Genomic DNA, 13,452 nt, shown 5'->3' with positions numbered 1-13,452 from the left:
GGCTCGTCGAGCAGGAGCAGATCGGCGTCGGGCGCCGGCAACCCGGCGAGCACGTGAACGAGGGTCACCGACGAAGAAGAAGACGGGCGGCGGCGACCGCAATGGTCGCCGCCGCCCGTCACTGTGAGGAGGTTCAGTTGAACTGGATGACCGCCTGGGCGCGGCCGAAGATGCGGCGGTCGCCCTGCTTCGCGGTGATCGCGATGGTGCCGCGGCGCGTCTCCGGATCGAGGGACTTGACCTTGCCGCTGAAGTCCACGGCCGCGCTGTCGTCGGCCGGTACGTACACCGGGCTGGTGAAGCGCACGTTGTACTCGCAGAAAGCGGCCGGGTCGCCGATGAACTCGGAGATGAAGCTGGCTCCGAGGCCCATGGTCTGCATGCCGTGTGCGACGACGTCGTCCATGCCGGCCGCGCTCACGACGTGGTCGGAGAAGTGGATCGGGTTGGGGTCCCCGGCGACGCCGGCGTAGTTCGCCAGGTTGCCGCGGGTCAGCAGGTAGCGCTTGGGCTCCAGCTCCTGCCCGACCGACAGGGTGTCGAAGTCGATCGCGCCGTAGGCCTTCGGCGTCTGTGTGGGATCGGGGAGCTCATAGCGTCCGGCCGGGGCCGTCACGGTGTGGCCGGGGTCGCCGATCTTGTCGATCTTCATCATCACGTGGTCGAGCGAGGCCTCGAGCTCGGGATCGACCTCCAGGCCGGGACGCGCCGCCAGCGACGTCCAGGTGGTCATCACCGGCTCGTCGTACTGGTTCCAGATGACGTTCTTGGTGACCATGAGATCGATCACCTCGGGGCTGGTGACGTGCCGGAACGACTCGAGCGACACGTCGCAGATGAGGCGGTCGCCGACCTTCATCGGCTGGTGGTAGACGAGCCGCTGGTCGGTCTGCATGATCTGCCACATGTCATAGCCGGTGACGAAGTCCTCGAACAGCTTGCGCTGCGCGATGATGCCCAGCACGGAGACATAGGTCGGGGCGGCGATCAGCGTGTCGTGGCCGTACGCCTTGGCGCCTTCCTCGCTCCAGTGGGTGGGATGGGCGTCTTGCACGGCCATGGCGTGCTTGCGGATCTCCTCACGGCCGATCTCGTAGTAGTCGTCGACGGTGTAGTGGAATCCGACCAGCGACGCGGTGTGCGCGGCGATCTCCTCCGGGCTGGGTTTGCGGCCGCCGTTCTTCGCCTCCACGACCCGTTCCCGGAGGTCGGTTCCGCTCGCGTCTGCCATTGACCAGTTGCTCCCTTCGCATGACCGGCCCGTGGCTGTCGGACCGGACTTCGGTGGATCGTCTCGCGACGTCCCACCCGCGCCGCGCTGCGCGTGTCTTCTCGGTGTCATCGGCGTGCGTCGCGGACCTCGTCCGCGGACGTCCGCATGTATCCGGCCGTCCGCGGCCCCGGCGAGGGCATGACCCACTCCGATGTCTCGTTCGTTGTTCGGTTGTGCGGCCCGACTGCGGAGGCGCAAATGTCCCCCAACAGCAAGACGGGCCGCCTCGTGAATGAGGCAGCCCGTTCGCTGGGTCCTTCTACCGGAACCGTCCAGACCGGCGAGGGCCTAGCGGGATTCCTTGTGCGCCTGATGCTTGCCGCAGTTCGGACAGAACTTCTTGATCTCGAGACGATCGGGATCGTTGCGGCGATTCTTCTTCGTGATGTAGTTACGGTGCTTGCACACCTCGCATGCCAAGGTGATCTTGGGGCGAACATCTGTTGAGGAGGCCACTTGGTTGCCTTCTTTCGGGTGGTACGTGGTCGGGTTCGGCAGTTCCCTCAGGGCTTGCGACCCTTGCGCTCGGTTCCGGTCGGACCCGATGTGTAGCGGTGGGGGGACTCGATCCCCCGACCTCACGATTATGAGTCGTGCGCTCTAACCAGCTGAGCTACACCGCCCCGCGGACTGTCGTCCAGCGAGCCCCCTGACGGAATCGAACCGTCGACCTTTTCCTTACCATGGAAACGCTCTGCCGACTGAGCTAAGGGGGCGTGCCCCGGGCATTTCTGCTCGAGAGCCTCAACGAGGTTACACACTCATGTGCTTGCTAGACAAATCGCTGGTCAGAGACCGTCTGTCATGCAGTTTTCATGAACGTTCACCACGTCGTGGCAGGTATAGGATTCGAACCTATGTAGCTTGCGCGACGGATTTACAATCCGCTCCCTTTGGCCGCTCGGGCAACCTGCCGTGCTGTTCTGCCGGCCGCCGTGACGGCCGTTCGAACAACGCCGTGAAGAATACAACGAACCCTACGCACCCGCGCAAACCGGCTGTTCAGAGGCTTGATTTCGGCACCGTGAGGCACCCTCGACAACGCGTCGCATCCCCTGGGGACGCCGTCGGACCGGTCCGAACCCCCGCGCCCGGCGCGTGGGCCGCCTCGGGTCGGCCGGCGATGACATAACCTGTCCGGCATGGCTGATTCATCGTTCGACGTGGTGAGCAAGGTCGACCGCCAGGAGGTCGACAACGCCCTCAACCAGGCCGCCAAGGAACTCTCCCAGCGCTACGACTTCCGTGGCACCAACACCGGCATCGAGTGGTCGGGCGAGGAGACGATCGTCATCACCTCCGACTCCGAGGAGCGCGCCAAGGCCGGCCTCGAGGTCTTCAAGGAGAAGCTGATCCGTCGCGACATCTCGCTCAAGGCCTTCGACGCCGGCGACCCCGTCGCCTCGGGCAAGACGTTCAAGATCACCGGCAAGCTGGTCCAGGGCATCGACTCCGAGCACGCCAAGAAGATCTCCAAGAAGATCCGCGACGAGGGCCCGAAGGGCGTCAAGGCGCAGATCCAGGGCGACGAGCTGCGCGTCTCGAGCAAGAAGCGCGACGACCTGCAGGCCGTCATCGCGCTGCTCAAGAACGAGGACTTCGGGATCGCCCTGCAGTTCGTCAACTACCGCTAGACCTTCCCGAGGCGACCGCTGTCCCCGCTCGGCCCACCCGCCGGGCGGGGACTTGCTCACCGGCAAGGCCCTGCGTCGAGTCCGGCGGCGCGACCGCACCGGATGCGCGCGCCGATCGTGGGCAACGTCGCACCGCGGGAGAAGATGTGATCACGACCGTCCGGAAACCCGGACGGGCGCTGCGTCGTTTGACCGGATGAAGCGTCTCTCGCCCGCCACCGGGGCGAACGGGTCCCCCAGCCCGCCCGGTGCCCGGGCATCCGGTTGAAGGCGCCGCACACACGAGGACCCCCGATGAACCTGAACGGCTTGAAGACCGCGGCCCTGCTCGGCCTGATGTCGGCGATCATCGTCGGCATCGGCGCGATGTTCCGCAGCCCCATGATCCTGTGGGGCTCGGTCATCCTCGCCGTCGGCATGAACGCCTTCGTCTACTTCAACAGCGCGAAGATGTCGCTGAAGGCCATGCACGCGCAGCCGGTCACCGAGCTGCAGGCGCCGGTCATGTACCGGATCGTGCGCGAACTGGCGACCGCGGCGCATCAGCCGATGCCGGCGCTCTACATCTCCCCGACAGAGTCCCCGAACGCCTTCGCGACGGGACGCAACCCGAAGAACGCGGCGGTCTGCTGCACGACCGGCATCCTGCAGATCCTCGACGAGCGCGAGTTGCGGGCGGTGCTCGGGCACGAACTGTCGCACGTGTACAACCGCGACATCCTGATCAGCTCGATCGCGGGCGCGATGGCGTCGATCATCAGCGGCCTGGCGAACTTCGCGATGTTCGCCGGCGCGTTCGGCGGGAACCGGGACGGCAACGGCCCGAATCCGCTCGCCATGCTGCTGGTGGCCCTCCTGGGGCCCATCGCGGCCACCCTGGTGAAGCTCGCGGTGTCGCGGTCGAGGGAATTCCAGGCCGACGAGTCCGGCGCCGAACTTACCGGCGACCCCCTGGCCCTCGCATCGGCGCTGGCGAAGATCTCCGGCGGCGTGCAGGCGGCGCCGCTGCCGCCGAACCCGGACATCGCGGCCCAGTCGCACATGATGATCGAGAGCCCGTTCCGGGCGAGCGACCGCATGGCGAAGCTGTTCTCCACGCACCCGCCGACCGCCGAACGCATCCGGCGGCTCCAGGAGATGGCGCGCGGGCAGCGCTGACGGCGGCGTGCCGGGTCAGCCGACCCGTTCGATCGTGTAATCGACCAGCGACGACAACGCCTGGTGCGCCGGGGTCTCGGGGAGCCCGGAGAGCATTCCGTGCGCCTCGTCGGCGAAGCTCTTCAACTTGGCGCGCGCAGCGGCCATGCCCTCCGAATCGGCCAGCAGCGCGAGGGCCTCGGAGACCTCGGCGTCGTCGGTCAGCGGGCGCGGGGTGCCGTCCGGACGGACCAGCAGCTCGCGGATGCGCGCCGACGTGGCGTCGGTCCCGGCGAGCGCGTACAGCACCGGCAGGGTGTGGACGCCCTCGCGCAGGTCGGTCCCCGGCGTCTTGCCCGATTCCACCGACCCCGAGCTGATGTCGATGATGTCGTCGGATACCTGGAAGGCCACTCCGACGATGTCGCCGATGCGCGAGAGCCGCTCGATGTCGTCGGTGGTCGCGCCGGAGGCCATCGCGCCGAAGCGCGCCGCGGCGGCGATCAACGAGCCGGTCTTCTCCCAGACGACCTGCAGGTAGTGCTCGATCGGGTCGGCACCGGGCTTGGCGCCCACTGTCTCGCGCATCTGCCCGGTGACGAGCTCGGCGAAGGTCTCGGCGATGATCCGGACCGCCTCGGGGCCCAGCGTCGACACCAGGCGCGAGGCGCGCGCGAACAGGAAGTCGCCCGACAGGATGGCGATGCTGTTGGTCCAACGCGCGTTGGCGCTCGGGGCGCCGCGACGCATGGAGGCCTCGTCCATCACGTCGTCGTGGTAGAGCGTCGCGAGGTGGATCATCTCGACTACGGTCGCCGAGGTGATCACGTCGTCGTGGTCGGGGCGCGGGCCGAACTGGGCGGCGAGGATCGCGAACATCGGGCGGAACCGCTTGCCGCCGGCCTTGGCCAGGTGGGTGGCGGCCTCGGTCATCACGTCGTCCCCGGACGAGAGCTCACCGAGCAGCAGGTCCTCGACCTTCTGCAGTGAGGAGCGCACCGTCTCGGCGAACTCATCCGATACCAGGTCCAACCCGGCGAATGTGGACTTCACAGCTGCGCCGCTCCATCTCGTCTGATCCGGAATACAAGTCTGCGCGGAGAGCCGGAGTCTGGCCGTCTCCCCGCCTGCCTGCCGAGCCTATCGGGTCTGGCGTACGGACATACTGTTCGGGTGAGCACCGCATCGTCGAGCAGCCCCGCACCCCGCGACGCCGACTCGTCTCCCGAGGTCGCCTTCCCCGACTCCGCCGACGTGCTGGTGGTCGGCGCGGGCCCCGGCGGCTCGGCGGCCGCGGCCCACGCCGCCGACGCCGGACGCGACGTGGTGCTCGTCGACGCCGCGGTGTTCCCCCGGGACAAGACGTGCGGCGACGGGCTGACCCCGCGCGCCATCGCCGAGCTCGACGCGCTCGGCCTCCGGCCGCTGGTCGCCGACCGCCCGCGCATCGACGGCCTGCATCTCCACGGCTGGGGCGCCGAGCAGCTGGTGCGCTGGCCGTCGGGGCGCTTCCCCGCCCACGGCAGCGCGATCGCCCGCACCGAGTTCGACGACGCGATCCGCACCCACGCGGTCGGCAAGGGCGTCACGATGGTCCAGGGCGCCAAGGCCGTCGGCGTGGAGATGGACGGCGACCGCGTCGGCGCGGTCACCTTCTCCACCGCGACCGGCGCCCACACGATCCGGGTGACCGACCTCGTCGTCGCCGACGGCGTGCGATCCGGTCTCGGCAAAACCCTTGGGCGGCAGTGGCATCGGGATACCGCCTACGGGGTGGCCGCCCGCGCCTACGCCCCGTCGGGCCGGGCCGACGCGAACTGGATGGGCTCGCATCTCGAATTGCGCGGCCCCGACGGCGATCTGCTTCCCGGTTACGGCTGGGTCTTTCCGCTCGGCGCCGCCGGCGGCGGCCTGGTCAACGTCGGGGTGGGTGCGCTCGCCACGTCGAAGCGCCCGGCGCACATGGCACTTCGCCCGATCCTCGCGCACTACGCGACGATGGTCGGCGACGAGTGGGAGCTCGACGGCCCGCCGGTCCGCATCGCCTCCGCACTGCTGCCGATGGGCGGCGCGGTCACCGGCGTGGCCGGACGCAACTGGATGTTGATCGGCGACGCCGCCGCGTGCGTCAACCCGCTCAACGGCGAGGGCATCGACTACGCGCTGGAGACCGCCCGCCTCGCCGTCGAGCTCCTCGGCGCCGACGACTACACCACCCGGTGGCGCGACACCCTCGTCGAGCACTACGGGCTCGCGTTCTCCGCGGCGCGGCGTCTCGCCGGCCTGCTGACCATGCCCCGGACCGTCCCGACGCTCGGCCGGCCCGGGATCCGGTCGGCGCGTCTGATGTCGATGGTCGTGCGGGTGATGGGCAACCTGATCACCCCCGAGGACGCCGACCTGGTGGCCCGCGCCTGGCGGACGGCAGGCCGCGTGTCGACCCGCGTCGACCCGCGGCCGCCGTTCAGCTGAGGGGCCGACCTTTCCACGCTCCCCTCGCGCTACATAACTCGACTTATGTAGATTGGTGCCGTGTGACACACAGCACTATCCGAAGAGACGTTCTGACGCTATCGTTTCATTGCTGTGTGGCACCGACCACATCGTGAGACCACCGTCGACCCAGGAGATGCCGATGTCCGCCGCATCCACGCTCGTCACGCGCGCCATGCGCGCCGTCCAGAACCGGATCGGGGAGCGCTACCGGCTGCGTGGCGAGATCGCCCGGATGGACTCCACCAAGAATCCGACCGAGATCGCCCACGCACTCGCCACCAAGGAGTTCCCGTGGGGCATCAACCAGGCACTGAGCTTCGCGCTGTTCCGCACGTACGCGGTGCCGTCGATCGGCGACCTGCTGTACAAGACCGGCGGCTTCACCAAGGAGACCCAGAAGCGCTACGACGACACCGTCCTGCTCCTCGAGGCCCCGCTCGAATACGGCATCGACAGCCCGCTCGGCCGGGCCGGCATCCGGCGCATCAACCAGATGCACGGCATGTACGACATCTCCAACGACGACTTCCTGTACGTGCTGTCGACCTTCGTGGTCTGCCCGGTCGAGTGGGTCGAGGCGTACGAGTGGCGCCCGCTGACCGATCACGAGGTCCGCGGCATGACCAACTACTACCGCCGCCTCGGGCAGCTCATGGGCATCAAGGGCATCCCGGAGACATACGAGGAGTTCAAGCAGTTCTACGAGGACTACGAGACGGCCAACTTCGCGTTCAGCGCCGACGCCCTGGCCGTCGCCGACGCCACGCTCGACCTGCTGGGCACCTTCCGGCCCTACTCGTTCCTGCCGCGCGCGGTGGTGCGCCGGATGTCGTTCGCGCTCATGGACGATCGGCTCCTGAAGGCCTTCCGCTACCCCAAGCCGACCCTCCCCGAACGCATCCTGGTCCGCGGCGGCCTCAAGCTGCGCGGCCTGGCGATCCGGTTCGTCTTCCCGCCGCGCACCGAGCCGAAGTACAGCCGCCACACCGGCCAGGTCCGCAGCTACCCGAACGGCTACCGCCTCGAGGAACTCGGCACCTTCGCCCCGGGCTGCCCGGTGCCGAGGCCCGCGAAGCGCAGTGCCGCCACGGAATCCGCCGGATGCCCGGTGCCGCACGAGGTCTCGGAGACCGACGCGGTCAGTTCGTAGACGGGGCACGCGGGTGGCCGCCCTCGGCCACCCGCGACCCGACCGATCAGGCGCGCGCCGAGTGGATGGCCGCGATGCCGCCGGTCATGTTCTGCCAGCGCACCTTCGTGAACCCGGCCTCCCGGATGAGGTCGCCGAGCGCGAACTGATCGGGCCACGCCCGGATCGACTCGGCGAGATACACATACGCCGCCGGGCTGCTCGACACCTTCGTCGCCACCGCGGGGAGCGCCTTCATGAGGTACTCCATGTAGACGGTGCGGAACGGTTTGAAGGTCGGGGTGGAGAACTCGCAGATCACCAGCCGCCCACCGGGTTTGAGAACGCGACGCAGTTCCGCGAGCGCCGTGGACACGTCATGGACGTTGCGCAGGCCGAAGGAGATGGTCGCGGCGTCGAAGGAGTCGTCGGCGAACGGCAGGTGGAGTGCGTCGGCCGCGACCTTGGGCACGTCCCGGTGCGCGCCGGCCTTCAGCATGCCGAGGGAGAAATCCGCGGCGATGCAGTGCGCTCCCGATCGCGCGAGCTCGACGGTGGAGACCGCCGTGCCCGCCGCGAGGTCGAGCACCACCTCGCCAGGACGGAGGCCGAGCGCCTTGCGGGTCTTCTTCCGCCACCCGCGGTCCTGCCCGAACGACAGCACGGTGTTGGTGATGTCGTAGCGCTTGGCGACGCGGTCGAACATGGCCGCGACCTCGGCCGGATCCTTGTCCAGACTTGCCCGCTGCGGAGGGTTCGTGCCCGTCGATGCCATGCCGATCAACCTACCGGGCGGCGTCGGCCGGAACGAGGCGAGGTCAGGCGGGACGCCGGAGCCCGTCCGGTCCGGACGGCGGGGCGACCGAGCGATAGTGCCCGACGAGCTCGGCGCACACCGCGGCCCAGGTCCTCGCCCGCACCGCCTGCAGCGCCGCGCGGCCGAACGCCGCCCGCACCGCGTCGTCGCGCAGGTACCCGACGATCCCCGGCAGCTTCTCCTCGAAGTCCTCGACCCCGAGGAGGTAGCCGGTCCGCAGCGGCGCGACCAGGTCGCGCGGGCCGCCGGCGTCGGGGGCGACGACCGGCAGCCCGCAGGCCATCGCCTCCTGGACGGTCTGGCAGAACGTCTCGTGTTCCCCGGGATGGACGAAGACGTCCAGTGACGCGAACGCTCGCGCCAGGGCCGGGCCCCGCAGTTCGCCGGTGAACGCCGCGTCGGGGAGCAGACGCTCCAGTCGGCGGCGTTCAGGCCCGTCCCCGACGATCACCAGACGTAGCCGTGGATCGCCGGACAGCACCGCGAGCCGCTCGACGTGTTTCTCCGGCGCCAGCCTGCCGACGAATCCGCAGAGCAGGGCATCGGCGCGCTCGCCCCGCCAGGCCGCGCGCACCGACTCGTCCCGATGTCCCGGCGAGAAGGTCTCCGCGTCGACGCCACGGCCCCACCTCCGCAGACGCGGCACCCCATGGGCCGCCAGCGCCGCGATCGTGGCCGACGACGGGGCCAGCGTCAGGTCGCACATCTCGTGGAGTCGCCGGGTGTGCCGCCATGCCGCCCGTTCGGCCATCCCGAGCCGGTACGCGGACGCGAATCCCGCGACGTCGGTCTGGAACACCGCCACCACCGGCACGCCCAGGCGTCGTGCCGCGATCGCCCCGGCCGCGCCGATCACGAACGGCGACGCCAGGTGGACGACGTCGGGCGCGAAGTCGCGCAGCACCCGGTACAGCAGCGGAACCGGCACTCCGACCGGCAGCGACGTCACCCGCGGCACGCGAATGGACGGAACGAGGTGCACCGGTGTCCGCCGCCCCACGATCCGCGGACCGGGCGCATGGTCGCGGGCCGCGTCGGGAGCGACGACGACCACGTCGTGGCCGGTGGACTCGAGGTACTCGACGACCCGCAGCACGGAGTTCACGACCCCGTTCATCTGCGGCAGGAAACTCTCGGCGACGATCGCTACTCGCATGTCCCGAGCCTCGCCGCCCCGGACGACCTGCACGTGGTCGGCGGGTGGCGCGCCGGCCGACTCCCGGTGAACATCTCGGCGAGTCGCCCGGCAGCGGCGTCGGCCCCGGCGTCGGGCACAGTGGACCTGTGGCCGACTCCCCAGACCTGTTGCTGCTCAGCCGGTGGCTCACCCCGGTACCCGGCTTCCTCGTCCCCCTCGTGGGCGCGGGTGCCCGGATCGGCTACGTCCCCACCGCGTCGTCGATCTATCCCGACCAGACGTGGCTCGATCTCGACCGCGCCACGCTCGAGGCGCAGGGTTTCGAGGTCCTCGACGTCGACCCCGAACTCGTCTCCACGGCGACCTTCACGCGGGCGCTCGGCGAGATCGACGCGATCTTCGTCGCCGGCGGCAACGTCTTCCACCTGCTCGGGGCGTTACGACAGACCGGAGCGGACCGGCCGCTCGTCCACGCGGTGAGGCACGGCCTGCCCTACATCGGGGCCAGCGCGGGCGCCGCGGTAACCGGACCGGACATCGCTCCGCTCCACCTCCTCGACGACCCGTCGGAGGCGGCGCCGCTGGAATCCACCGCGGGCCTCGGACTCATCGACGTGACGATCATCCCGCACGCGGAGGGCACGGTCGGCGGCCGCGAACGGATCGACCGGACGCTCGCGCAGTACCCCGACCATCCCCTGCAGCTCCTGCGCGACGACGAGGCGCTGGTGTTCTCCGGCGGCCGGCGCAGGATCATCCCGGGTTAGCTCACCGCGAGCTGAGGGACTCCTCGCCGCTCTCGGCGCCGGCCGGTCCGGTGCTCTCGCCGTCGATCGCCGGAGCATCCCCGCCGGCGGCCGCCGGGACGTTCTCACCGTCACCCGCCGGGGCGTCGTCACCGTCCTGAGCCGCCGACTCGGCCCCGCGACTACGCCGGCCGAACTCGGCGACGACGACCATGAGCAGCCCGACGACCGCCCAGCCGGCGAATGCGACGGAGAGTCCCGGGATGATCGCGAGCATCGCGGTGCGGCCGGTGGGGCGTGCGAGATCCGGGTTGTAGGCGGCGTATTCGACGCTGATGCGCTGGCCCTCGCTGAGCTCGGTGGGATACAGCAGGCCGAAGCGCGGACTGTGGAACGACCCGTCCGGGGTCTGGAACGCGACCGCCGCGTGCAGGGGGTCGACGGAGACGACCTCGGCCATCACGGTCGCCTTGCTGGACTCGATGGCCGCGTCGTCCTTGAAGCACCCGACGATGAGCGAGAACGCCATGGCGGTGATGGTCAGGCCGACGACGAGCAGGCCGAGCTGCACGCGTCGCTGGATCACCGGGGTCATGGCGTTCAGCCTAACCGGCCGGCGCCTCCGCGGTCACCGGAGCCATTCCGTCGGCGCCGTACCCCCGGCGGCCATCTACCGGCGGCAGGACGTCGGGGCGGACGGCGGTGCCGGGCGTCAGCGCAGCCGGGCGGCGATCGCCGCGTGTACCGACCGCAGGCGCTCCCGATCGGTGGCCACCTCGATCACCTCGATGCCACCGGCCGCCGGTTCCTCGGCGAGAACGGCCCGCAGGTCGTCGACCCCGACCCGGCGATGCGGGATGTGGAATCCGGCGCACATCGACGCGATGTCGGTGCGGTGCGGGGTCCCGAAGACCCGTTCGTAGGCACCGGCGAAACGGCCCGTGTTGTAGCGCGGGTCGCCCTGCTCGAGCAGTCCGAAGATCCCGCCCCCGTCGTCGTTGGCGACGACGATCCGCAGTGACTCCGGACGTGGCTCGCCGGGCCCGATGATCAGCCCCGTCGCGTCGTGGATGAAGGTGAGGTCACCCATGAGCGCCACGGTCCGCGCACCCGGACGTTCGCGGTCGAGGGCCAGCGCCGCCCCGATCGCGGTCGAGTTGGTGCCGTCGATGCCGGCGACGCCCCGGTTGGACAGCACTCGCACGCCCTCGGCGACCCGGCCGGCGAGTGCAACGTCGCGGATCGGGTTCGACGCCCCGACCACGAGCTGGTCCCCCGGCTCCATCGCCGCGGAGACGGCACGGGCCACGTGCAGGCCGGTCGTGGTGCCGGACTCGTCGAGTTCCGCGGCGACCGCCCCGACGACCTTCTCCTGCACCGCGGCGCATTCCTTGAGCCAGTCCTCGCGCGGCTCGCCGACGGCCTCGATGCGGGTGCCGGTGGCGTAGACGTTGCCCGAGACGTCGGGCCACCGCGGGCCGGTGGTCAGGGCGTAGACGCGCACCTCGGGGTCGGCGAGCAGCCGCGAGACCCCGCGGTGCAGGGTCGGGCGCCCGCAGATGATCGCCTGCTGCGGCCTGATCGAGTCGAGGGCGAGCGGGTGCAGCGGCGTCGCCGGATGCGGGGCGGTCGGCTCGGCCACCGTCGGCACCCCGGCGAGCGCCGGATGCGCGCCGGACCCGTGACCGGACACGACGACGGTGTCGAGCGAGAGGTCGATGGGCAGCGGGACGTCGAGGCGGCCGACCGGCGCCTGCGTCCACGGCAGGCCGCCGGGCCGGCCGGCGAACGAGCCGAGGTCCTCGTCGCCGACCTCGTCCGGGTCCGGGACGAGCGGTTCGCGCAGCGGGATGTCGAACTGGACCGGTCCCGCGTTGCCCGTGCGGGCGCCGCGGGCAGCGGCCAGCACGCGCCCGACCGCCGAGCGCCACTGGCTGTTGGTGTCGAGGTCCTTCTCGGCGAGTCCCAGGCTGATGGCGGCGCGCACCTGGGTCCCGAAGATCCCGAATTGCTCGACCGTCTGGTTCGCGCCCGATCCGAGCAGTTCGTACGGGCGGTTGGCGCTGACCACCACGAGCGGCACCCGGGCGTAGTTGGCCTCGAAGACCGCCGGACCCATGTTCGCGACGGCGGTTCCGCTGGTCATCACGATCGGGACCGGCACCCCCGAGGACACCGCGAGACCGAGCGCGAGATAACCGGCGGAGCGCTCGTCGATGCGGACGTGCAGTCGCAGTCGACCCGCGGCGTCGGCCGCGTGCAGGGCGAACGCCAGTGGCGCATTGCGGGAACCCGGGCACAACACGGCCTCCCGGACCCCGCCGCGGATCATCTCGTCGACGATGACCCGCGCCTGCAGGGTCGAGGGGTTGGAGACCGGTCGTTTCATTCCTCAAGCCTAGGGACTCGAACTGCGGACGTATCGCCTGGGCGCGGCGATACGCTGGCCGCGTGGGATTCTACGGCGACCGCATCCTCCCGCATCTGATCGAGCTCACCTGCGGGATGAGCGCGCTGACGCCGCTGCGTGAACGGGCCTGCGCGCCGCTCGCCGGTCGGGTCGTGGAGATCGGCTTCGGCTCGGGGCTCAACGTCGGGCTCTACCCCTCCGCGGTCGCCTCGGTCGCGGCGGTCGAACCGTCCGACGTGGGGTGGCGGATGGCCGCCGAACGGGTCGCCGCGTCGCCGGTGCCGATCGAACGCGCCGGGCTCGACGGGGAGAGCCTGCCGTTCGACGACGACTCGTTCGACTCGGCGTTGTCGACGTTCACGCTCTGCACCATCCCGGATCTCCCGGCCGCGCTCGCCGAGATCCGGCGGGTCCTGCGGCCGGGCGGCACCTTCGCGTTCCTCGAACACGGCCTCGCTCCCGACGAGAAGGTGCGCAGGTGGCAGCGGCGACTCGAACCGCTGCAGAAACGCGTCGCCGGCGGATGTCACCTGACCCGCGACGTGCGTGCCGAACTCACCGCGGCCGGCTTCATCCTCGGCGCCGTCGACGCCTTCTACGAGCCCGGCACCCCCAGGCCCTACGGCGCACTGACACTGGGCGCCGCGCAGGCGGCCTGATCACGCACACCTA

At 70.2% G+C, this 13,452-nt stretch carries 13 protein-coding genes and 3 tRNA genes; 6 read left to right on the top strand and 10 right to left on the bottom strand.

Annotation, left to right across the window (positions count from 1 at the left end; all coding sequences use genetic code 11):
* Positions 1–133: 133 nt before the first annotated feature.
* From GP2_RS11795 to GP2_RS11775, 5 genes are all read right to left on the bottom strand, one after another.
* Entirely contained in the window at positions 134–1,231 is a 1,098-nt protein-coding gene (locus tag GP2_RS11795) for a fused (3R)-hydroxyacyl-ACP dehydratase subunits HadA/HadB (protein ID WP_006900739.1), read from the bottom strand.
* 330 nt (positions 1,232–1,561) lie between these two features.
* The gene (gene rpmG, locus GP2_RS11790) at positions 1,562–1,729 is read right to left on the bottom strand and encodes a 50S ribosomal protein L33 (protein WP_003929651.1); all 168 of its coding nucleotides are present in this window, start codon (positions 1,727–1,729) and stop codon (positions 1,562–1,564) included.
* A gap of 93 nt (positions 1,730–1,822) precedes the next feature.
* Positions 1,823–1,896 (bottom strand) — tRNA-Met (locus GP2_RS11785).
* Positions 1,897–1,916: 20 nt separating this feature from the next.
* A tRNA-Thr gene (locus GP2_RS11780) sits at positions 1,917–1,989 on the bottom strand.
* A 118-nt stretch (positions 1,990–2,107) separates the two neighbouring features.
* Positions 2,108–2,188: transfer RNA gene (locus GP2_RS11775), tRNA-Tyr, on the bottom strand.
* A gap of 227 nt (positions 2,189–2,415) precedes the next feature.
* On the opposite strand from GP2_RS11775, the gene GP2_RS11770 reads away from it, so the two are divergent.
* Positions 2,416–2,907 (top strand): YajQ family cyclic di-GMP-binding protein, encoded by a 492-nt coding sequence (locus GP2_RS11770; RefSeq protein ID WP_006900738.1) that lies wholly within the window; start codon positions 2,416–2,418, stop codon positions 2,905–2,907.
* Positions 2,908–3,201: 294 nt separating this feature from the next.
* Complete coding sequence (htpX, locus tag GP2_RS11765) at positions 3,202–4,065, top strand: zinc metalloprotease HtpX (RefSeq protein WP_006900737.1); 864 nt, start codon at positions 3,202–3,204, stop codon at positions 4,063–4,065.
* A 15-nt stretch (positions 4,066–4,080) separates the two neighbouring features.
* Here htpX and GP2_RS11760 read toward each other — a convergent pair whose 3' ends face one another.
* Complete coding sequence (locus GP2_RS11760) at positions 4,081–5,097, bottom strand: polyprenyl synthetase family protein (RefSeq protein ID WP_006900736.1); 1,017 nt, start codon at positions 5,095–5,097, stop codon at positions 4,081–4,083.
* Between the two features lie 120 nt (positions 5,098–5,217).
* Here GP2_RS11760 and GP2_RS11755 point away from each other — a divergent pair, with 120 nt between their 5' ends.
* Together GP2_RS11755 and GP2_RS11750 are read left to right on the top strand one after the other, a co-directional pair.
* A complete protein-coding gene (locus GP2_RS11755) occupies positions 5,218–6,516 on the top strand; it encodes a geranylgeranyl reductase family protein (RefSeq protein WP_006900735.1) in 1,299 nt (432 codons plus the stop codon).
* 163 nt (positions 6,517–6,679) lie between these two features.
* Complete coding sequence (locus GP2_RS11750; RefSeq protein WP_006900734.1) at positions 6,680–7,690, top strand: oxygenase MpaB family protein; 1,011 nt, start codon at positions 6,680–6,682, stop codon at positions 7,688–7,690.
* Positions 7,691–7,736: 46 nt separating this feature from the next.
* Here the strand turns inward: GP2_RS11750 and GP2_RS11745 are convergent, their stop codons facing one another.
* On the bottom strand, positions 7,737–8,444 hold the full coding sequence (locus tag GP2_RS11745) for a demethylmenaquinone methyltransferase (protein WP_006900733.1): 708 nt from the start codon (positions 8,442–8,444) through the stop codon (positions 7,737–7,739).
* Positions 8,445–8,487: 43 nt separating this feature from the next.
* On the bottom strand, positions 8,488–9,642 hold the full coding sequence (locus tag GP2_RS11740) for a glycosyltransferase family 4 protein (RefSeq protein ID WP_006900732.1): 1,155 nt from the start codon (positions 9,640–9,642) through the stop codon (positions 8,488–8,490).
* Positions 9,643–9,770: 128 nt separating this feature from the next.
* Between GP2_RS11740 and GP2_RS11735 the strand changes: the two genes are divergently transcribed.
* The gene (locus GP2_RS11735) at positions 9,771–10,391 is read left to right on the top strand and encodes a Type 1 glutamine amidotransferase-like domain-containing protein (protein ID WP_006900731.1); all 621 of its coding nucleotides are present in this window, start codon (positions 9,771–9,773) and stop codon (positions 10,389–10,391) included.
* A gap of 1 nt (position 10,392) precedes the next feature.
* On the opposite strand, the gene GP2_RS11730 is transcribed toward GP2_RS11735, so the two are convergent.
* Complete coding sequence (locus tag GP2_RS11730; RefSeq protein WP_006900730.1) at positions 10,393–10,965, bottom strand: DUF3592 domain-containing protein; 573 nt, start codon at positions 10,963–10,965, stop codon at positions 10,393–10,395.
* A gap of 117 nt (positions 10,966–11,082) precedes the next feature.
* Positions 11,083–12,759: a 2-succinyl-5-enolpyruvyl-6-hydroxy-3-cyclohexene-1-carboxylic-acid synthase gene (gene menD / locus GP2_RS11725; RefSeq protein WP_006900729.1), complete on the bottom strand. Its 1,677-nt coding sequence runs from the start codon at positions 12,757–12,759 to the stop codon at positions 11,083–11,085.
* A 62-nt stretch (positions 12,760–12,821) separates the two neighbouring features.
* Here menD and GP2_RS11720 point away from each other — a divergent pair, with 62 nt between their 5' ends.
* Positions 12,822–13,439 (top strand): class I SAM-dependent methyltransferase, encoded by a 618-nt coding sequence (locus GP2_RS11720; protein WP_006900728.1) that lies wholly within the window; start codon positions 12,822–12,824, stop codon positions 13,437–13,439.
* Positions 13,440–13,452: the final 13 nt, after the last annotated feature.

The organism is Gordonia paraffinivorans NBRC 108238 (genome assembly GCF_000344155.1).
Taxonomy (GTDB): domain Bacteria; phylum Actinomycetota; class Actinomycetes; order Mycobacteriales; family Mycobacteriaceae; genus Gordonia; species Gordonia paraffinivorans.
This window is presented reverse-complemented; position numbering and strand designations above follow the sequence as displayed.